At 68.4% G+C, this 20,047-nt stretch carries 15 protein-coding genes; 2 read left to right on the forward strand and 13 right to left on the reverse strand.

What is annotated here, in order from left to right:
- Positions 1-302: 302 nt before the first annotated feature.
- The 3 genes from ACZ7L1_RS30750 to ACZ7L1_RS30760 all read right to left on the reverse strand — a co-directional run bounded on the left by ACZ7L1_RS30750 (position 303) and on the right by ACZ7L1_RS30760 (position 1,104).
- Complete coding sequence (locus tag ACZ7L1_RS30750) at positions 303-470, reverse strand: hypothetical protein (protein WP_165939570.1); 168 nt, start codon at positions 468-470, stop codon at positions 303-305.
- A gap of 81 nt (positions 471-551) precedes the next feature.
- Complete coding sequence (locus tag ACZ7L1_RS30755) at positions 552-845, reverse strand: hypothetical protein (protein WP_471441713.1); 294 nt, start codon at positions 843-845, stop codon at positions 552-554.
- 70 nt (positions 846-915) lie between these two features.
- Positions 916-1,104, reverse strand: coding sequence for a hypothetical protein (locus ACZ7L1_RS30760; protein WP_471441715.1), 189 nt, complete (start codon positions 1,102-1,104; stop codon positions 916-918).
- A gap of 303 nt (positions 1,105-1,407) precedes the next feature.
- Between ACZ7L1_RS30760 and ACZ7L1_RS30765 the strand changes: the two genes are divergently transcribed.
- Positions 1,408-3,921, forward strand: a complete 2,514-nt coding sequence (locus tag ACZ7L1_RS30765; protein ID WP_471441717.1) for a helicase associated domain-containing protein — start codon at positions 1,408-1,410, stop codon at positions 3,919-3,921.
- Between the two features lie 56 nt (positions 3,922-3,977).
- Here ACZ7L1_RS30765 and ACZ7L1_RS30770 read toward each other — a convergent pair whose 3' ends face one another.
- Positions 3,978-4,976, reverse strand: coding sequence for a DUF4238 domain-containing protein (locus ACZ7L1_RS30770; RefSeq protein ID WP_471441719.1), 999 nt, complete (start codon positions 4,974-4,976; stop codon positions 3,978-3,980).
- Positions 4,977-5,102: 126 nt separating this feature from the next.
- On the opposite strand from ACZ7L1_RS30770, the gene ACZ7L1_RS30775 reads away from it, so the two are divergent.
- The gene (locus ACZ7L1_RS30775; protein WP_471441721.1) at positions 5,103-6,017 is read left to right on the forward strand and encodes an ATP-dependent DNA ligase; all 915 of its coding nucleotides are present in this window, start codon (positions 5,103-5,105) and stop codon (positions 6,015-6,017) included.
- Between the two features lie 146 nt (positions 6,018-6,163).
- Here ACZ7L1_RS30775 and ACZ7L1_RS30780 read toward each other — a convergent pair whose 3' ends face one another.
- The 9 genes from ACZ7L1_RS30780 to ACZ7L1_RS30820 all read right to left on the reverse strand — a co-directional run bounded on the left by ACZ7L1_RS30780 (position 6,164) and on the right by ACZ7L1_RS30820 (position 19,794).
- Positions 6,164-6,418 (reverse strand): hypothetical protein, encoded by a 255-nt coding sequence (locus ACZ7L1_RS30780; RefSeq protein ID WP_471441723.1) that lies wholly within the window; start codon positions 6,416-6,418, stop codon positions 6,164-6,166.
- Between the two features lie 338 nt (positions 6,419-6,756).
- Positions 6,757-7,542, reverse strand: a complete 786-nt coding sequence (locus ACZ7L1_RS30785) for a 3'-5' exonuclease (protein WP_471441725.1) — start codon at positions 7,540-7,542, stop codon at positions 6,757-6,759.
- Positions 7,529-7,978 (reverse strand): hypothetical protein, encoded by a 450-nt coding sequence (locus tag ACZ7L1_RS30790; protein WP_471441727.1) that lies wholly within the window; start codon positions 7,976-7,978, stop codon positions 7,529-7,531. The genes ACZ7L1_RS30785 and ACZ7L1_RS30790 overlap by 14 nt, the downstream gene beginning before the upstream one ends.
- A gap of 116 nt (positions 7,979-8,094) precedes the next feature.
- Entirely contained in the window at positions 8,095-8,910 is an 816-nt protein-coding gene (locus ACZ7L1_RS30795) for a hypothetical protein (RefSeq protein WP_471441729.1), read from the reverse strand.
- Positions 8,907-9,968: a hypothetical protein gene (locus ACZ7L1_RS30800; protein WP_471441731.1), complete on the reverse strand. Its 1,062-nt coding sequence runs from the start codon at positions 9,966-9,968 to the stop codon at positions 8,907-8,909. Before ACZ7L1_RS30800 ends, ACZ7L1_RS30795 begins: the two co-directional genes overlap by 4 nt.
- Before the next feature lie 720 nt (positions 9,969-10,688).
- Positions 10,689-11,555 (reverse strand): hypothetical protein, encoded by an 867-nt coding sequence (locus ACZ7L1_RS30805; RefSeq protein ID WP_471441733.1) that lies wholly within the window; start codon positions 11,553-11,555, stop codon positions 10,689-10,691.
- Between the two features lie 379 nt (positions 11,556-11,934).
- Positions 11,935-13,869, reverse strand: coding sequence for a MobF family relaxase (gene mobF, locus ACZ7L1_RS30810; protein ID WP_471441735.1), 1,935 nt, complete (start codon positions 13,867-13,869; stop codon positions 11,935-11,937).
- A 571-nt stretch (positions 13,870-14,440) separates the two neighbouring features.
- Positions 14,441-14,974: an SMI1/KNR4 family protein gene (locus tag ACZ7L1_RS30815; RefSeq protein ID WP_471441737.1), complete on the reverse strand. Its 534-nt coding sequence runs from the start codon at positions 14,972-14,974 to the stop codon at positions 14,441-14,443.
- A 65-nt stretch (positions 14,975-15,039) separates the two neighbouring features.
- Positions 15,040-19,794 (reverse strand): DUF6531 domain-containing protein, encoded by a 4,755-nt coding sequence (locus tag ACZ7L1_RS30820; protein WP_471441739.1) that lies wholly within the window; start codon positions 19,792-19,794, stop codon positions 15,040-15,042.
- Between the last annotated feature and the right edge of the window lie 253 nt (positions 19,795-20,047).

The raw sequence follows: 20,047 nt of genomic DNA on the forward strand, positions 1-20,047 counted from the left end.
GCGGGGTTTGCTCCCCCGCTCCGCGGGAGCGCTAGCTGACCGCTGCGCGGTCAGCGCACCCGGGTTGCTGCGCAACCCGGGTGACGCTCCGTCCGCTGCGCTCCCGGAGCGGAGCGGGGGCTACGCCCCCGCACGCGGTGCCCTGCGCTGCGCTCCGGTCACCGGGTGGCGCTTCGCGCCATATAGCCCAGCCCCGCTGCGCGGGGCCGGGTCAACGGGCCTGCGGCCCGAGCGGCAGCAAGGGTGGGTGGTGGCTGTCTCTCCGGCTGGCCTCTGCGGACTTCTGGGGGCTTGACGCCGGGTCAGCGTCTACGGGACCAAGTGCTCCCGATTCCCGCAACGTGCAGGGCCAGTGCGGTCAGCCCCAGGAGCATGACGTTGACTGACGAGAACGTGTGATTGGTGCTGATCTCGGCCGCGTTGATGAGGAACGCGATGAAGAACAGCACTGCCGCGACTATGCCAAGCATGACGAGCCCCTCTCATAGAACGTGAAGCCCGTATGCCCGGCCACCGCCCCCGCAGACATGGGCGGCGCCTCTGATGGGTCCTCAGGCGTGGGCGTGGCGGGTACGTGCCGCCTTGCGCGAGGCGGCGTGATGCGCGGGCCGGCCTGTCGGGGGGACCGCGAGACGCCGCAAGGACAGGTCGGCGGCGGCGAGGAGTCCGGTGAAGACGGCCAGGAGGAGGACGGACACCCACATCTGCCGACTCCCGGGCGCCTGCCAGCCGGTCCAGACGGCGGAGCCCGCCCACAACAGGACACCTGCAGCGTAGAAGGAACGGACCCGGTGCAGCTGCCGCACGGCCCGCAGGAACTGGATACGTTCGGTCTTCGGTGCCATGCGGGGCCGTGTACCCCAGGGCGCGCTGTTCAGCAGTCGGGGTTTTTCGCTTCTGCCGTACTGCTCACCCTTATTTTTGCTGCTGAGTGCGCCCTTCGAAGTCGCGGCGTACTGCTGCACCTTGGTCTTCGGTCAGCCCCGCGCTGTCAGGGAGGTCCAGGACGGCGCCGCAGTGCTTGCAGAGTTTCCCATCTTCGGCCGGCGTGCCGCAGGCCTTGCAGAACCGGTTGCCTTTGTTGTCATCAGTCTTCTGTGCCATGGCTCTCCCCGGCAGGCTGGGCTGTGATTGGACAGTGCTGAATGCGGAGTACCCGCGGCTTCCGTGTCGATTCTCCAGGACATCTGCTTCATTTTTTAGTCTGCGATAGACTCTGGAATCAGACAGCTCCAGAGGTTCTGGGAATCTGTGACCCGCTGCACGGGGGTCATCTTGTCCCGCATCGGAGGTGTGGATCCGGTGTCTCGGTGGGCAATGTGGACGAATATCCGTTGCCAACAGGCTAGTTGCTCGCGCCTTGGTGTGTGAGAGCTGTCGTCCGGCTCGCAGGAGAGAGTAGAGCGAATGGCTGTGAAGGTACTTCGTCCTCATCAGCGAGAAGCCGTGGACGCAGTGCTCCGGGCGCTCGAATTCCCTGCAAGATCTACTGTGCCTGAGCGGGGGCTCCGCACTCAGGTGATCATGGCAACCGGAACGGGCAAGACGCTCGTGGCGACCCGCAGCGCTGAGGAGCTCCGTGCGGGGCGCGTGCTGGTGCTCGTTCCCTCCCTGGATCTGCTTGCCCAGACCGAGGCCGCGTGGCGCGAGGGAGGCCGCACGGGCCCGATGGTCGGGGTGTCCTCGCTGCGGGGTCAGGAGGTGTCCTTCCCCAACACCACGGACGTGGGCGAGCTGGTCGACTGGGTGCGGCCGTTCGACAAGGTCACGGTGTTCGCCACGTACGCCTCGCTGGGGCTGGGCACGCTGGAGCGGGCCCACAAGGCCGGCCTACCGGGCTGGGACCTGATCGTGGTCGATGAGGCGCACCGGTGTTCGGGCCGGATCGGGAAGCCGTGGGCGGTCGTCCACGACAACACCCGCATCCCGTCCCTGCGCCGCCTGTACATGACGGCCACGCCCCGCCTGTGGCAGTTGGACGGGGACTCCGAGCAGGGCGCGCCGGGCGAGCTGGTGGCGAGCATGGAGGACGACCCGGACGGGCCGTTCGGCGCCAGGTGCTACACGCTGACGCTCTCGGATGCCATCGACAGGGGAATCTGTGCCCCCTACCAGGTGGTGTGCGTGGACATCACCGACACCCAGCTCCAGGCCGCCCAGCTTCTGGGGGCTGAGGGCCGGTCGGATGAGGTGCGTGGGGCGCGGCTCGCGGCGCTGCAGACGGCGCTGGTGAAGGCGTCCTCGGAGGAGAACTTCCGGCGCACGCTGGTCTTCCACCACGTCGTCAAGGAGGCCGAGGCGTTCGCGACCGGCCTTCCTCACGTCGCCGCGCAACTGCACGCGGGCGACCCGGAGCTGTACCCGAAGACGATCTGGGCCAACTGGCTGTGCGGCGAGCACAAGCCCCTCCACCGCCGCCGCGTCCTGGACGAGTTCGCCGACCAGATCGCCACCGACGGCACCGTCGTAGAGAAGAGCTACCTCGGGTCCGTGAAGGTCCTCGGAGAAGGCATTGATACGTCCCACTGTGACTCCGTGTACTTCGCGGACGTCCGCGGCTCCATGCCCGACCTCGTCCAAGCCGTCGGCCGCGCCCTACGCATCCGCCCCGGTGAGGGCAAGGTCGCTTCGCTGGTCGTCCCTGTCCTGCTCGGGCCCGGAGAGACGGCGGACAACATGCTCACCAGCAGGGCATTCGCTGGCCTGGCCAGGCTCTTGGAAGCTCTCCGCGCACACGACGCCCGCGTCGTGGAGGCACTGGCCGAGCCCCAAGCGCGCAGCCGTGTCACAGGCGTACAGAGCCGCTCATGGGGCGAGGAAGACGAGGCTGCCGAGGGTGACCGAAGCAACCGGCTGTCGGTGCCGGCCCGGGAGCTACTGAAGTTCAGCACACCTCGTGACCCCGCGCAGCTGGCGGCGTTCATCAACCTGCGGGTCCTCAACCCCGAGCACCAGCACTGGCGGCGCGGCATCGAAGCCGCCACCCTGTACCAACGGCTCCACGGAGACCTGAAGGTGCCGTTCACCTACCGCGTGCCCGCCAAGGACGACCAGGAGGCGGAAGCCGAGGGGTGGCCGGCCACGCTCGCCGCCTTCCCGCTGGGGCAATGGATCGCCGACGCTCGCCGCGTCTACGCCCGCGGCGGTCTGGACGCCGACCGCATCGCGCAGCTGGAGAAGCTGGGCATGGTCTGGTCACACTTCGACGTCGCATGGGAAGAAGGCCTGGCCGCCGCCCGCGGATGGGCCGCCGAGGCGGGCCACCTCCTGGCCCCACTGGACGCCACCTACAAGGGCTACAAAGTGGGCATCTGGCTGAAGAACGCCCGCGCCGCGGCCCGGAAGGCTGCCGAGATCGAGCAGCGGCGTGCCCAGGGGCTGCCGGTTCAGTCGGTGGTCGGCGCCTTGTCGGAGGAGCGGCGCGAACAGCTCGAGGACATCGACCCCTCATGGTGCCCCGCCTGGCCGGTGGAATGGCAGCGCGCCTTCCACCTCGTCCGGCAGCACCTGGAGGCCGGCGGCACCCTGCCCATGTCGCCGGGCGTCGTCGTGCACCAGGGCGAGGACCTGGGCCGGTGGGTGCGCTCAGTCCGGCTCGGCTGGGACAACCTCACGACCGTGCAGCAGTGGATGTGTGAGCACATCCTCGGGATCGAGCCAGCGGCCGAGGACGAGAAGCCCCGGCCGCGCCGTACGCAGGCAGACAAGTGGGCGATGAACTATGCGGCCGCCAAGCAGTTCTACCAGCGTGAGGGGCACCTGCGGGTGCCGAGGAAGCACATCGAGACGATCCTCGGCGAGGACCAGGAGGAGCGGCAGCTCCGGCTTGGTGCATGGATCGGGAACCAGCGCAGCAGAGCCGCCACGCTGTCACCGGAACGCCTAGAGCAGCTGTCCGCGATCGGAATGCGCTGGTCGTAGGCACAGGCGCGGCAGTGGGCCGGGCAGATGTCGGCCCGGCCCACTGCCGTTTGGTCTCAGCGGCGAGTCGTGTAAATGTGCAGGATGTCGCCCATGGGCTCTTCCGTACCGTCCGGGTTCTTCCGGACGCCGGGGGCCGTGTTGAAGCGCAGCGTGGGCCCTCGCTTGCTCAGCTGGACCCTGTCGAGCGCGGCGTGCCGGTCCGGGTGCCCGATGACGACCTGCTCGCAGGCATCCGCGAGGTCCTGGTTGCAACTGACCACTCGGCTGAGCTTGACCTCTTCCGCGGATGTGCCTTGGCCGGGGATGAGTACGAGCTGAGCCGTGGGGCTGACCGGGAACCTGATCTCGTGAGCACCCTCCAGGCCGAACCCTCGGTAGGCGTCACTCGGAGTTTCCGGGCGCCAGAGTACGAGGGGTGCGTCGGAGGTGAGGAAGATCGGCTTGCGGCTGGTCTCGAGTCGCCAGTGCCGAGCACGATACTGCGGGATACACGCTTGGACAGAGCTGAGCGGCACGGCGACCGCTTCGTCATGGGTGGGGTCGTTGCCGCCATTCATCGCTCGGGTGCCGTGGTAGTAGTCCCAGGCACCCTGGGCTTCGGCTGCCCGCGGCGGGTGACCGAGATGCTTACGGGTGAGGTACTCGGTCATCAGCTCCTGGTCGACCTCGCGGCCGTCCGCGTAGGCGGTGACGTCGCGCCCGAAGAGCAGCGTCGTGCGCTGCCTGGGCGTCCTGGCCATCTGCACAGCCAGGTAGAGGCAGAGCAGCTCGCGGTCGTCGGTACCGACGGCCGGCGGCATTCCCGTCTCGTCTATTCGGCGCAGGGCGGCAAGCCCCTGCCCCTCCAGACCGCTGAGCTCCTGCTCGATGGCCGTGGATGGCATGCCGTTGTCGTCCGTGATCGTGTAGAAGCCGGTCTCGGACGCGACGTTCTTGACGTTGGCGAGGTGCGTCTTCGGCGGGCACCGGCGCCTCACCCTGACCATGCCCTCTCGCCCGAATCGTGCCAGGTAGCTCTGAGGCACATAGTGGTGAAGTTTCGGTGCAGACACGTCGCCCAGCGTAAGCGGCCCGGCGGTGAGCAACGACAGAGTTTCCCCGGGCTACGTGGAAGGCATAGCCGCATGACATGGTCCTTGCCCGAGCCGATGCTCACTGTGGCCGTGGGAAGCCCTGACTTGCCCGCTGGGTGGGCCGCGGAGCCGAAGTGGGACGGCTACCGTGCCCAGCTCGCCGTGTATGCGGACGGGCGGGTGCTGCTGCGCTCCCGGCAGGGAACGGACATGACCGACTCGTTCCCTGAGATCCGGGACACGGCCCTCGCGCAGTTGCCGGCGGACACCGGGCTGGACGGCGAGCTGGTGGTGTGGGAGTCCAACCGGCTGGCGTTCGAGCGGCTCCAGCAGCGCCTCGCCCGGCGTGGGGCCGCTGCAACCGAGGCGGCGCGCCGGTGGCCGGCGCACTACGTGGCCTTCGATCTGGTGCACGCGGGCGACGACCTGACCGGCTGGCCGTATGAGCGGCGGCGTGCCGCCCTGGAAGCGCTGTTCGCGGACCGCAGTCTGAAGGCGCCGCTGACGCTGTGCCCGTCGACGACTGACCCGGAACAGGCGGAACAGTGGTTGGGGTGGTCGGCGGCCGGGCTGGAGGGGCTGTGCTTCAAGCGGCTGGACGAGCCCTACCGGCCGGTGCGGTCGTGGCGGAAGTACAAGGTGCGGGTCACCACCGAGGCCATCGTCGGCGCCGTCACCGGCTCTGTCGCGGCGCCCCGGACGGTGCTGTTGGGCCGCTACGACGCCGCGGGCCATCTGCAGTACACCGGCCGGAGCACCATGCTGTCCCAGGCCGCCGTCCGCGCGCTGGCTGGCCTGCTGACCCCTCCCTCGGGTGTCCATCCCTGGACCGGGTGGACCTTCAGTGCGGGGTGGGGAACACAGCAGACGCTCGATGTGCACCTGGTGCAGCCCAACATCGTGATGGAGGTCGCTGTCGATGTCGCCCGGGACAGCGCCGGACGGTGGCGGCACTCTGCCCGTCCACACCGCGTGCGCACGGACGTTGACGTGGCGCAGGTACCCCTGTTAGGCGAGTGACCCGGACCGGCCGACGCCGCGGTCAAGGCGAGGTCGTGCTCAGCAGCGGGCTGGGCTGGTTGCCCCTGCCCGGCCCACTAGTGTTCTAGAGCAGGTCAGGATCGGTTCGCTTGTCGCCGATCGGCGACAAGCGAACCGATCCTGGGTCACGGCGTCGGCGGGGGCTGAGGTGTCGTTACGACGGGATCGGGACCTTCTTTGGGCGTAGCGGATCCGTCGCCCACGCCGAAAAGGAAGCTCAACACGACCACGCAGGTGGCGACGACGGTAATCGCCATCGCCAAGTCCCCCCTGGTAGCTGGGTTGTCACGTGCCTTGTTGCGGCGGTAGACGACGCAGCCCACGATGACGCTGACAACAAAGATGAAGCCGTTTACTGCGGGTATTTGCAGGCTGATCACGGTGGACCCTTTGGCTCGTGGGCCCACGAGATCGCTGGAAGGATCTGCTGGGGCCCGAGATGATCAGGGAGCCCCCACGGTCGACCTTCTGTTCCGGATGTCGATTTAACTAAATCACGGGGGCTTTTTTCTTTGGGACCCGTAGGTCCCTCCCCACGCATGCAAAGGCTCCAAGCAACATACCCCCACCGTAGGTCGCTTGAACTTCCGCGTACGTGACCGCATGGGCAGGGCGCGGTACCCCACCTGAGACTGGTCGTGGTCACAGATGACGACCCCAAACCGTGGCGTGCCGGGCGCGGTGGGTCGGTCGGCTTCAGGGAGCGGCTGGCCACCTGTCACCTGACCTGCTCGAGTGTGGTTAGTAGAAGTCGGCAGTTGGTGACGGCCTCGTAACTGCTGCCTAGGGGTTGATAGCGATAGGAATGGTGGTGGGCTGACCACAGGCCCTTCCATGCGGCGTACGGCCGCATCGCGTCCGTCCACGTGCACTGCCTCAGCCAGTCCCGGGCTCGCGCTGTACTGCGAAAGTACCGGTGCAGCTCCCGCTCCAGGACGGCGCGGTCAAAGGCCGCGTTGTAGGTGAGGCAGCGGCGGCGGTGCAGGAGCTGAGCAAGGCGCGGAACGAACAGGGCGAAGGGCGGTGCGGTCGCAGCTTGCTGCGGCGTAATGCCGTGTAGCGCTGTTGCTGCGGGGGTGATGTCGGCAAGCGGGTTGAGGTGTTCGTTGAAGAGCACGTTGCCGTGGCGGTCTGTTAGGCCGACCTGTACTGCCCATGGATCGGTGAGCGTGGTGGTTTGCACGTCGAGTACGACCAGGTGGGGATCAGTGAGGATGCCGCTGGCCCACTGTCGGACGCGTTCGTGGTGTGCCCGCCAGGAGGCGGGTCGGCGCATCGCGCGGATGGCGTCGTCCAGGCGGACGCGCTGCTCTCGGAGAGACTGCACGTGCCAGTGTCGGCCGGTGTCGAACTGGGCGTGGACGGTGTCGAGGTAGCGGGTGTCTTCGTAGACCGCCCAGGTCGGCCGGTCGGTGTCGGCGGGCCGTACGAAGTGGACGGCTCTGGTGTCGACGGTGCGCGTGAAGAGATGGCCCAGGTGGGGTGGGATGTCAGGCGACGGCATGGTCAGGGGCCTCGGAGATGAAAGGGGTGAGAGGGAGGCCGTGCGCCATCCAGTTGTGGAAGGCCTCCGCGGTGTAGAGGACACCGCTGCCCGAAAGGCGGCCGGGCTGCTTCGGATGGCACCGGTTGATCCGCAGGACCAGGTGCAGGCCGCCGGCCTGGTCGGATTCCCCGAGGTCCAGGTGGACCGGGCGGCGGCAGACGTCGAGGGTCTCGCGGGGCCTGCTCCAGGCGAAGTTGACGTGCGGCCGCCCGGGGACCAAGCCCAGCCGCAGGCGTCCGCTGCGGTGGGCGTCGCAGGCGTAGAAGAGCCAGACCATCGTGCCGTAGACCCGCTCACGAAATTCGATGTTGACGCGAGACAGGGGCCCGTACTGCAACTCCACGATGTGCCCGCACGGAGTCAGAACGTCGCCTTCCAGCTCACCCCGTGGCACGAACTGCTGCTTGCTGCTCAGTCTTCTGCGCCACCCCTGGTTCCAGGGCCCCTCACCGCGAACGCGGGAGGGGCCGAGGTCTGCCCCGCACTTGGGACATCTGGTGAGCGTGGGCACTAAACCGCCTTGAGCTGGGTGTCCAGCCAGGTCACCGTGTCCTTGGTGAGACCGAGGTCCTCCGGCGCCCGGCCGGCGGCGCGCAGCACGCCGGCGATGCTCGTCTCGGTGCGGTGCGTGTTGATCAGATCCTCCAGAACGGGGTCAGCTGCCTCAGCCCGGTCGAGGAAGTCCAGCTCGTCGTTTTGGACGCGGATCTGCCGAGCCACATCTGACTGGATGTCGTAGAGGCGCCGGTGCTCGGTCTGGGCCTTCTTGCGGCGTGCGGGGATGCTGGCCCTGAAGTTGGACCAGTGGATGATGAAGAGAGTCCCCTGGTGGCCGATGCCGGTGTTCTGGTCGTCCTGTGTGGTGCGGTCGCCGCCGCAGCCTCCAGTGACCGTCACGGTCGGTCCGGTGTTTCCCGTCGTGCCGGCACCGGGTCCGGGATCACTCGTCCCCGCCCTGTCCTGGCCCTCTGCGCCGGGGGTCGTGCCGTCCCGTGCACCGGTCGTGCCCGTGTGGCCTTCGGTGGTGTCTGGTCCCGTCTCGATCACCGCGGAGCGGGCCTGGTCGTATTTCAGGTACTGCATTTCGAGGTACTTGGCAGCGGGGGCGTTCGCGACGATGACCTGTTCGGCCACCCGGAAGGCATGTGTGATGCCGTCGCGCAGGTTCATGACGATCAGCTCGCACATGGTCTTGCGGAACTCATAGGGGCTGTCGCCCGCCTTCGCGTTGGCCTCGTCACAGATGCCAGCCAGCCAGTGAGCGGTGTCGGGCGGGTAGCGGTTGAAGAAGAACGGCGCGTTGTCGCCGGGGGCGTCGTTGTTCATGCGGTCGTGCTCTCTACGAGGCGCAGGCCGCCGGGCTTGCGCGCGTTGGTGATGGTGGCAGCCCACTGGGCTACGTCGTCGGCGAGATAGGTGACGAGTCGGAGTAGGTCGTCGTCGGCGTTGGCGGCGACCTTGTCGGCGGGGTACCAGTCAGCGACGAAGGCGGTGAAGCGACCGACGGCCCGGGCGAAGTCCTGCCGCCACTCGGCCAGCAGCAGTTCGTCACTGGGCCGGTTGCCTCCGAGAACTTGCACGAGCTCGCGGAAGACGATCTCGCCGGGCTCAGCGTCCGGCGCTTCGGCACCCGGGTCGTGCAGGGCGGCTTCCTGCGCAACCGCCTGGATCAGGTCGGGGTCCTCGCGCAGCACGGCGCGGGCCAGAGCGGGTCGCTGCACGAGGTAGGAGGCGGCAACGGCGCGGGTGGCGTCTTCATCGGCCTTCACCGCGCCCACGATTGCCTCGCGTACCTCGGGCTGATGGGCTTCGAACTGGTGGACTGCGGTGACGACCGCCCTGCGCTCGGACTGGGACCCGGGACGGCGGCTGGGTGGGATCGCCTTGCGGACGGCCTTGAGGTAGTCGGTTTCGGTGACTTCGAGGATGTCGTGCTGCTCGGCGAGGGTCATCAGGCCGAGCAGGACGCCGACCTTCTCCTCAAACTGCTCCTGGTCGAAATCGCCCGGGCTGCTGCTGAGGGCGACCTGATACATCGTGGTGAACGAGACGTACACCGGGGAGTCCAGGACGGGCTGGCGCTGCTGCGGCTTCCACCGGTAGGCGAGCAGACGGCACTTGCGCAGGGTGTGGGGCGACAGCTTGAGTCGTGCGGTGAGGACGTCGAGCTGCGCTTCCGTGGCATAGCGGGATCCGGGCTTTGCCGGCGGCCCGAACTTTGCCAGGAGCCAGTCTCCGACCGCGAAGCGCGTGGCTCGGAACTCCCGGCCCGTGGTCGACCCACGAGCGACAATTCGTTCGATCTCCTCGAACTCCGAGGGTGTGCAGCCGGCTTCGTCTGCGGCTTGTGGTTCGGTCCAAAACGATGTGGACGGCGTGGTCATCCTCATGCACTCCGGGTGGGAAAGTCGCCCGCATCGAGCGACCGGGCACGGAGAGTAACTTCGCTTGCGCATTGCCTACTTTGAGTGATGATCTTCTTGGGGTGCGGTGAGAGCAGCGTCCTGCGCACGAGGCATCAACCCGACGTATGGGAAGACCACCGCATCGGGTGAACCGGGGCGTCGGTACCGCCGTCCACAGCGCGCCGCGCATAATCGCAAGCCGTCGCCCACAGCCAGCGCAGGACCAACGGATGCGAGGCCGCGGCTGCGGCCTCCGCGTTCGCCGCGGCGTAGCCCCACCGCTCTCGCCGTAGTCCCGAGCACTGCTGCTCAACGGCGCGGAGGTACCCGGTGAGTTCCCGGATGCGCTCGCGCGGCGGGCAGGGCCCACCGAGGGAGAAGGGTGGAGAGCAAGAGGTCAGGCTGGTGTATGTCCCTGTGATCAGCAGTTCGGTTGCGAAGTCCGTAGCGGATGCGGGCGAGATGAGCTGAGTGGTCATGAGGGGACCGTAGGAACGGGCAGTGACAGGGAGTCCTGCGTCTGGAGTAACCCGATTCACCCTCTGGCGTCCTTTCACCCGAACAGGCCTGCCAGCCAACGAAATCCCCCGCACGTCAGCGCTGGCAGGGTCGAGCAGCAGGCCGTCCCGCTACGGGCCGCGTCGGCCAGAAGCTGGAGCCGGTCCAGCACGAGACTCCTGCACGGCGGTTCCGGGGAGTTCAGCCGAACGGCAGCAGTTCGGCCTTCGCCGTCTGCGTCTTCCGCGGGCGCCGGAGCTGCGGCTTGAGCATCAGCAGGTCCACGAACCGCTTCGGTGGCGGGTAGCCGCCTGCCTTGGCGATGAGGAACTCGCCGAGGAGCAGGATCCGTGCGCTCACCGTGGTCGCGTCGGCGAGGACGTTCTGCTGGACGATCTCGTCGGCCAGGGCCTCAAGCTCCCGCTCGTAGCCCGCGTAGATACGGCGGGACGCTTCCTCGACAAGCTCGATGGCCCGGCTCGTGGCCCAGCGGACGACGCGCTGGTGTTCGTGAACTTCCTCGTCGTCGGCCCCGGCCGGCGGCGGGTAGGCGGAGCTAGCGATGCCGTGGTGGTGGGTTCGCTTCGTTGCCGCCCGGAACTCCGGATTGTCAGCGAGCTCGACCGCGATCCGCTCAGCCTCGGCGTCGGCCCGCTGACGGGCGTCCTGGGTGCGTTCCTGTGCGGAGAGGCGGTTCTGCGTAGTGAACTCCGTCCAGGCATCCTGCAGGTTGGCGTGCCAGGCTGCTTCCTCAGTCCAGTAGTGCGGCAGGCCCTCGGCCACGAAGCACATCCCCACGGCTGTGATCTCCCCGTCGCGCGTGCGCGCGGCGCGGCGCAGCCGTTTCAGCTCGTCTTGAGCCTCGGCGCTCAGCTGGTCCTCGACACCGGCTTCGGGCTCGAGCCCGTCGTCGTCCAAGACGCCGAACTCCTCCGCGGCGAACACGTCGCTGTCGAAGTACAGCACCCGCGCGCCGCATGCGTGGGCGAGGTCGATGAAGTCTGCCGCGTTGACCGCATCGCCCGTCAGCAGCACGTGCCGGCCCTCTCCCCCTGGTAGGGCAGTCAAGGGCTTCAGTCCCTTCGACTGAGCCCATGCGGGGATCTGATCGACAAGTTTCTGCAGATCAGCACTAATGGTGCGCTGAACCGGAACCGGCACGGGACACTCCCTCCACCTGATCGCCACCCTTCGTAGCGAACAAGTAACTGAGAGTAGAGGTCGGGTCTGACAACCGGCCGTGCGCACCCCACCCGGTGAGCATCGTGCATCCGGTGCGCAGCCCGATGCGCACCACCGTCCGCCGATGCGCATCCACTCGGTGCGGTGGTGACCGGTGCCGGGCTGGCGGTGCGGGAGTGGCGCGCACCCAGTGTGTTCGATTCGGTGACCGGGCTGGTTGAGGCGACGCGATTCTCCTTTGACCTGGGCTCGGCATTGGGTGCACTCAGCGGTCGAACTCCCAGCCGTGGTGCGGTCCGGGCTGCTGCGGGTGGTGCGCCTGCTGGTCGTCCTGTCGCACCTGGTGCGCTGGGTCGGCATCGTCCTGTTCGGCGTAGCGGTCCGCGCGGGCGCGGGAGGCGTCGGCCGCCTTGGCGAACGCGTCCTGGAGGTGGCGCAGCCGCTCGGCCGTGAGATCGAGGGCTTCCACGTCGGTGCGGGACTCCCGCAGGGCCCGCAGCGCCGTCATGTCGATCGCCTCCCGGCGGCCGGGCTCCTGCTCCTGGTCGCCGTGCTCGGGGTCGGCGGCCGGGGGCGCGAGCAGCTGCTCGGGCATCGCCGCCTGCTGGTGCGCGACGACGTCGTACGCCCGGCCCCGCGTGGCGGTGACGGTGGTGCGCAGCTTCTCGCGGACCACCGCGCCGGCGAGGACGGCCCGCTCGTACTGCAACGGGACGCGGGGTATCTTCCACTCCCCCGGCTGGGCCGCGGGCTGCCGGTCCAGGGCAGTGGTCGGCGGGCGCCGGGCAGGTTCGAGGTCGGCCAGCGACCAGCGGGCGGTGTAGAGGCGGTAGGCCGGCATCAGGCCGCGCAGCGTCTTCGGCTCGCTGATGTCCACGCAGTACGTGGCGAGCGCGGCGTCCACGATCTGTTCGTCCAGGCCCGGTTCGCGGCGGCGGCCGCGCAGGACGAGAGCGAGGTGACGGCGGGCCTCGGCGAGCAGGTGCCGGCGGTGGAACCGGCCGCCGCCGTTCATCACGAACACCGTCGCGGCGACGTCGACGGCCGCCAGGGCGACGTCGACCACGGCGGCGACCCGGGCTCGGATGGCGGCGGCTGCGGCGCGGGCGTGCTCGAGGAGGGAGTTGATGACGTCGGCGGCGACACCGGAGGTGCGGATCGCGCTCGCCTTCCACCACGCGCGCAGCTGCGCGAGCGGGCGGGCCTTCTGCTTCGGCGGGCGCGTCATCTTCGCGGCCATCAGGTTCAGCTTGGTGCGGGCGCGCTCGGAGACCACGGGCAGGAACCGCGGCTCGCCGTCGTCGTCGACGGCGGTGACGTACTCGTGTTCCAGGTCCTCAAGGCAGGCGGCGATCTGGTCGCTGCGCCGGGATGTCCAGCGGATCAGCTCGTGCGGCACCCCGGCGACGTCCATCACCGGGCGGCGCCCGGCGGTGACGGTCCGCGGCTCGGAGGCCAGCCCCAGCGCCTCGCAGGCCTCGGCCATCACGACTTCGTTGTAGAGCGCGGAGGCGGCCACCGCGTGCTCGTACAGGGCCGTGGAGTGCACCGAGCCCCAGATGCCTTCCCCGTTCCTGTCCTTGTGCGGGCGCTGGGCTTTGACGGACAGAAGGAGATGGTCGTGCAGGAGCGGCATCCCGGAGCGCGCCTCGTAGTGGCGGAACCGCGCGGCGACCAGGCCATGCACCGGGCGGACCTGATAGACCCCCTTCGCGCCGAAGCGGAGGATCGCGGCCTCGTCCTCGATCCAGGCGAGCACGGCGGCAATCGCCCGCTCGTGTGCGGCTTCGATCACCTGCCGCGTCTCCTCATCCCCGAGCGCCCACAGCAGGGTGAGGGTCGGCTGGGGGCGGAAGACCAGATCGAAGCCGGTGACCTTCACCCGCCGGCCGAGCGCCCCGGCCCGGCGCGCGGCCGCGGGCTTCTTCCCGGCGGCGAGCTGGTCGGCCTCGATCCGGTCGGCGTGTGGGTGCTGGCCCTCGCCGAAGAGGTTGCGCAGCTGCGCTTCGGTGACGACGTCGCCCGCCGCCAGGCCGAGGACGGCAAGGCCCCGTCCCATCCATCGCCCGGCCGGGACCCCGGCCTCTTCCTGGGCCTGAGCGAGTGGCGTGCGGACCGGGCGGCGGCCGTCGCCGACGACGACCTGGCGCAGGTAGTAGCGGTACATCTGCCCGGCGGTGATCAGCTGGATATCCATCATGGAGACCACGCCACACGGCCCTGACCTGCGATGAATGGCCGATCAAGCTTACGTCCCGCCAGGCGGGAGCAGCGCCGGAACTTTTTTCTCAGGTGCCCGCCAGACGGGAAGCGGCTCCGGCTAGTAAGCCAGTGTCATCGCTCTCCGGCAACACCCGGACAACCACCCGACCGACACTAACGAGCACCACACACCGGCCTATACGGACGACCATCCAGCACCGTCTTCGAAGCACCGTCTTCGCCAATCACGCTGCGTTCTCCGCCGCAGCGGCGTGTGCCGCGGTGTCCTTCGTGATCCTGACGAGCGCGTAGCCACTCCGGCCATGTGCGCCTGACCGCCCGCTTCCAGCAGAGCCGGAGCCGTCTGCGCTTACCTGCCCCGGTGACCGGGTCGGCCTCTTGCGCCGGGTGGCGGCGCAAGACTCATGAGTACGGCAGCCGCGGCTGTGCGGTGTTCCAGTGGTGATGGAGCGGTTGGGTCCGGGCGTGCGCTAGATGAGAACTCGCGTAGCTATGGCCGTGACCGTCCCCGTCCCAACACGTCCACCTCATGCCCACCGGTGAAGGGCTCAGACGGCTGCCAGCTGCCGGAATGTGTGCTCGGCGAGCGGGAAGCGGGATGAGAGAACTGCGGATTGCACGTCTCCCGTGAGGGCGGCGACGAGGAACTCGGTGCAGTTCATCGGGTAGTGCTCCCAGCGGTCGCCGCGGGCCTCGTTGACCATGACCGTCCACTCGTCTGGATCCTGGCCTGCCCGGATGAGCCAGTAGAGGCATTCACCGTTGTCGGTGGTGGCCCAGGGGATGACCCGGCTGTCGGCATCGGCGAGTTCGTCCGGCTTTTTCTCGAACTCCCAGAGCCCTTCCAGCGCTTCGGTCTGCTGGTCTTCCCACTCGATGAGGTCGTAGTTGTCGTTCGGGCAGCCCGGCTCGAGGAGGTAGAGATAGTCGTCCCAGTTGCTGCCCCCGTAGGTGCGGATCAGTTCCTTGTAGTCGCTGGGGAGGACAACGCCGAGTTGTCCCTCCGCCGAGTCCCAGTCCGTGTTCCTGGGTTCGGGCGGCGGGGGGATCAGCTGTGTCAGGCGGGCGAGCGCGGCGTTCATGGAAGCTCCCTCCGTGGTTCTGCCTGTCCTGATTTATCACGTGCGCGTGACGAGCATGGCGCGGGTCATGTTCGGCGCTTCTTGTTGGGGATGAAGGCCGAGTTCGTGGGATCGGTGTTGCCGGTGCTCTTGTGCTCGGTGAACTGGAACCCGTTGTTGCCGTAGGCCTCGACCCTCACCCCGAGCGGGATCTTGTTCGCGCCGTCGTAGACCGGTGTCACGCTGTACTGGATGATCTCTCCCTTCTCGACGGCGGCGCGCACCTGGTTCTCGATGTGCCGCATGACCGGGGAGTTCGCGTACGCGTGCATGGTGACGAAGTTGCGGGGGTCATAGTTCGAGCCGCCGAGCTGCGCCCCGAGCAGGTGTGCCCGGTTGTAGCCCTTGTCCTTCTCCCAGCCGGGCGGGTCCCCGTGTGGGTCGGTGGGGTTGGCGCCCATCATGTCCTTGCCGAGTGTGGCGTGCATGGCGCCGGGGCGGCCCCCGTCGCGGCTGTAGACGACCCGGCCGCCCCAGGTGGGATCCTCGGGTTCGTTCTTGCGGCACGACTGGGGAGCAAGCCCCCAGGGGTCGATCCACGTGAGCGGATTGGCCACGTAGGCGAACGGGTTGGGGGCCGGGGCCAGGCCGAGGGGGTCCGGGGTGACGTAGCGGGCGACTTCCGGGTCGTAGTGGCGGAAGTAGTTGTAGTGCAGCTGCGTCTCGGGGTCGAAGTACTGGCCGGGGAAGCGCAGCGGGGTGTAGGCGGTGGCCCCGCTGGCCCAGCCGGTGATCCCCCACAGCGTGCTGCGGGCTCGCCAGGCGGTGTGGCCCTCGTCGTCGACGAGTTCGGTTGGAGTACCGACGACGTCGGTGATGATCGCGAAGAAGCGCTGGTCCACGACGTGCTGCGGGGCGTCGGCGTGGAGTTTGCGCTCGGTCTGGGAGACCGGGGTCAGCCCGTCATGCTCCCAGGTCAGGCATATCGCCTCTTCGGCACCGGGTATGTGGGTGGTCTGTTCGACCAGGGTGGTGCCGTCCCAGGTGAACCGGGTCTCCTCGGCGACTGTTGTGCCGTCGGCCGCTATCCGCTGTTTGGCCAGGCGCCGGCCGAGCGGGTCGTAGAGGTAGCGCCACAGGGTGCCGTCGGGGGTGGTGACGGAGGTGAGACGGTCCTCCGCGTCCCAGGTGTAACGCCAGGTGTCGGGTTTGCGCGACAGACGGGTCTTCTGACGCAGCACGACGCGGCCCGCGTTGTCGTACTCGTAGCGGACGCCGCCGGCGTGGGTGACGCGCAGGCCTTGGTACTCGCGGCCGCCTTCTGCCTCCTGGCGGTGGCCGATGCCCTGCCAGTGGGCGGCAGTCTGGTTGCCCGCCTCGTCGTAGGCGTAGGTCTCACTCCAGGTCGCCGCCGTCAGGGAGGTGACCCGGCCGACGGCGTCGAGATCCAGGCGGAGCCGTCCGTCGCGGGCGTCATCGATCGCGGTGACGTGACCGTCGGCGCGGTAGGTGTAGGCGCGTTGCCAGAGCTGCTCGCCGCCGCTGGCGTGCAGAGACTGGGTGGCGATGCGGCCGAGGTCGTCGTAGGCGATGCCGAGGGCGAGGTGGGGGCCGATATGCCGCGCGGTCTCCCGTCCCACAGCGTCGTAGGAGGAAGTGAGGGTGCGGCCTGATGTGGAGAGGGAGCTGCGGTTGCCCGCTGCGTCGTAGGTGTACTGGCTGACGGCGCCGGTGGGCGTGGTGCGGCGGATGCGGCGGCCGAGGGCGTCGTATTCGGAGGCGAGCGTGCGGCCGTCGACCGACTCGGCGACGATGCGGCCTGCGGCGTCGCGCTGGAAGGTGACGGTGCAGTCGCCTGTGGCTGCCTGGGCGAGCTCGCCCAGGGTGTCATAGGCGTAGGTGATGCTGCGGCCGTCGACGTCCTTGCGGACGGTGCGGCCCAGGATGTCGCGTTCGTAGCGGACGACGGCGCCGGAGGGCAGGGCGCGGGCGGTGAGCTGCCCCGCGGCGTCCAGGGTGTAGGACAGGGTGTGCCCGTCGAAGTCGGTCTCGGCCGTCAGCCGCCCCGCCGCGTCGTACTGGTAGGTCCAGCTCAGCCCCTGAGGGTTGGTGACCTTACTCAGCCGCAGTTCCGCGTCGTACTCGAAGGCATAGCGCACTCCGTCCGGGCCGGTGCGGGCCGACATCACGTCGAAGTGGGTGTACTCGAAGCGGGAGGTGCCGCCGGCCGGGTCGGTGTGGCTGGTGCAGTTGCCCTCGCCGTCGTACGTCCAGGACTCCGTGCTGCCGTCCGGGTACGCGCGGCTGAGCAGCTTGCCCTCAGGGCTCCACTGCAGACGAGTGGTCTGCCCGTCGGGTCCCGCGACCGCGACGGGCCGGCCGAAGGCGTCCCGTTCGTAGTGCGTGGTGGCGCCCAGCGGGTCGGTGAGATCCACCGGGAGCCCGGCGCGGTCGCAGCGGATCGTGACCGTCTCGCCGAGGGCGTTTGTCACCGCCGTGACGCCGCCGGACTCGTCGTAGGCATAGTGCATGCCGAGGCCGGCCGGGTTGGTGACGGCTGTGCGGTTGCCCCGTTCGTCATAGGCGTACTCCAGGCGCGCCCCGCCCGGTTCGACGATGGTGACAGGCTGGTGGAGTTCGTTGTACGTGATCTGGGTGCGGCGGCCGTCGACGTGCTCGACCGTAACGAGGTTGCCGTGCTCGTCCCACTCGAAGGAGGTCGTACGGCCGAGCGGATCGGTGCGTGAGAGCAACTGATCGTGTTGATCGAAGTGTTGGAGCGTGGTGTTCCCGAGCGGGTCCGTCTCGGCGATGATCTGGCCTCGTGCGCTCAGCCGGAACTCGGTGACCGCGCCCAGGGCGTCGGTCCAGCGGGTCGTCCGATTGTCGGTGTCGTAAGAGAACGTGCTGGACTGGAAGCCGTCGGGACCGATGGTCTGCACGACGCGGCCGGCCGTGTCATAGGCGTAGCGGTACGTGGAGTCGTTGCGGTCGGTCCAGGAGGTGATGCGGCTGTCCGCGTCGTAGATGAACCTCAGGGCCGTCCCGGATGAGTTGACGACCTCGGTGAGGTCGCCTTGGCTGTCGTAGCCGAACTCGACGACGGGGAAGGCAGGAGCGGCTTCGTTGCCGTTGCGTAGGGCGTAAGCGGTGACGCGTCCGAGGTCGGGGTCGGCGGTGACCTTGACGTCGTAGCCGCCGCTGTGGCTGATGGACAGCGGCCGCCCGGTGCCGTCACGGTGGATGTCGATCTGGTTCCCGTTGCGGTCTTCTATCGTCGTGAGCCACAGCTGCCAGCCCTGTGCGCGTGGCTTGGTGAAGTAGCGTGTCCAGCCCGTCCGCGGATCGGTGGCCGCGAACTCCATGTGCTGGGCGCCCATCTCGGAGACTCGGCGCAGGGGGATGCGCGGGCCTTCCAGAGGCAGGATCTCGGGCGCCTGCGGGCTGGGCAGCCGGTCGTAGACGAGGACCGTGCCGTCCTCGCGCGCCCACATCGCCTGGTTACGGACGTCGACCTCGATGCGCTCGTCCAGGGTCGAGGCCCACGAGCGGCCGAACCACGTGCCGTAGGAGTAGTCGGACAAGTGGGTGCGCTTGAGGACGAGCGGCAGTACACCTGGAAGGTCCAGGTCCGTCTGTTGCAGCAGCATCTGGCCGCTGGCCACGTCGACTGGGTCGGTGCGGCAAACGCGCTTGTCCGGTTCGACACCGTGGTGGCGCGGGTCCTTGCGCGCGCTGTTGAGCAGGTCCGGTTTCTTTCCGTTCTGCCCGCCGTTCTTGCGGACGCCGGGTAGGTGGGGTCCGTCCGATTCACCCTTGGTGAGCGCTTTGAGCTTGTCAGAGAGGTCACTGTCGTTGCGGCGGTGGTTGCGGGACGTGGTGCGCAATCCGCCAGGCACGTTCTCCGTGAGGTGCTTGCCGACCTTTTTCAAGGCCTTCTCCGTGCCGGTGAGGGCGCCGTGCAGGACGGAGTCGAAGGCCTGGGTGAAGGGATCACGGCCTTTGGTGCGGCCGAAAGCGCCTTTGGCGCGGTCCAGGGAGCCGAGAGAGTTGGTGTTCAGGTCCTCGCCGTGGCGGGACAACTTGCTCGCGCCGTTCTCGTACTCGTCATGGTCGATGAAGAGGCGACCGCTGCCTCCACCGCCGCCTCCAGAACCCGAGGGGCCGTCGGCGGAGTCGAGATTCATGCCGCCGCTCTTGCCGCCTCCGTGGCTCCCGCCACCCCCACCCCCGGCACCGGCACCGGCACCGGCACCGGGCGGGAGTTTGATGAGGTCGTCGGCGATGTCCAGGACGGCGTCCTCAACCATTTTCTCGAGCTTGCCCGTGACCGGCTCTGTCACCCGGGCAAGGAGCTCCTGAACGATGCGGTCGGCTGCCTCGTCGATGATGCGCTTGATCAGCTGGCGCATGGCCGCGGTTTCAGCGGCGCCGACGAGTGCGGACAGGCCGCCCGTGGCGACCGCGAGGCCCATGCTGATGCCGAGGGAGGCAGCCATGACGCCGAGTTCGACCTCGGCCTTGGTCTTCATCCCCCAGATGATCTCCGCGACGACGTCGCAGGCGTCCGCGAAGAGGCGTGCGATCTCCGGCACCTTCTCCAGGTGCCCGGACTTCACCATGGCCCAGTGTTCTTGGAGGGTGTCCACCGCAGCGCCCTCGCTGGAGGCCAGGATGCGGCTGACCGCCGCGTGCGCTTCCGCGCCATGCCCTTCGAACTTGTCGGCGAACTCCCGCATGGCGTCGGCCATTTCACGGTAGTCGTCCTCGTCCACGTTCGGCCAGTTGATCCCGATGAAGTCCAGGATCTCGTCCATCCAGCCAGGCAGGACGTAGCCCATCCCCCGTGAACTCCTCCCCTACTACGGCCACTTCACGCGTACACCAGCTCGATACACGCGTCGCCATCACCCTAACGGCAGACAGCCATCCACAAGCCCACGAGGCACAGCCAACCCGTTTCCGAAGCAGGTCCAGCATCTTGTTGAACTCGTCCTGCGGCATCCTATTGATCAGGTAGTAAGCGGCGGACTCACCGTCCCCGTAGGGGAACTTCATCAAACACAGGGACAGTCAGGTTGTCGCTGCCGGTTA

Source organism: Streptomyces sp. NPDC107546 (assembly GCF_055639175.1).

Coding starts and splice junctions, on each gene's coding strand:
- ACZ7L1_RS30750 (WP_165939570.1), bottom strand. CDS start 470: ATGCTTGGCATAGTCGCGGCAGTGCTGTTCTTCATCGCGTTCCTCATC.
- ACZ7L1_RS30755 (WP_471441713.1), bottom strand. CDS start 845: ATGGCACCGAAGACCGAACGTATCCAGTTCCTGCGGGCCGTGCGGCAG.
- ACZ7L1_RS30760 (WP_471441715.1), bottom strand. CDS start 1,104: ATGGCACAGAAGACTGATGACAACAAAGGCAACCGGTTCTGCAAGGCC.
- ACZ7L1_RS30765 (WP_471441717.1), top strand. CDS start 1,408: ATGGCTGTGAAGGTACTTCGTCCTCATCAGCGAGAAGCCGTGGACGCA.
- ACZ7L1_RS30785 (WP_471441725.1), bottom strand. CDS start 7,542: ATGCCGTCGCCTGACATCCCACCCCACCTGGGCCATCTCTTCACGCGC.
- ACZ7L1_RS30795 (WP_471441729.1), bottom strand. CDS start 8,910: ATGAACAACGACGCCCCCGGCGACAACGCGCCGTTCTTCTTCAACCGC.
- ACZ7L1_RS30800 (WP_471441731.1), bottom strand. CDS start 9,968: ATGACCACGCCGTCCACATCGTTTTGGACCGAACCACAAGCCGCAGAC.
- mobF (WP_471441735.1), bottom strand. CDS start 13,869: ATGATGGATATCCAGCTGATCACCGCCGGGCAGATGTACCGCTACTAC.
- ACZ7L1_RS30815 (WP_471441737.1), bottom strand. CDS start 14,974: ATGAACGCCGCGCTCGCCCGCCTGACACAGCTGATCCCCCCGCCGCCC.
- ACZ7L1_RS30820 (WP_471441739.1), bottom strand. CDS start 19,794: ATGGGCTACGTCCTGCCTGGCTGGATGGACGAGATCCTGGACTTCATC.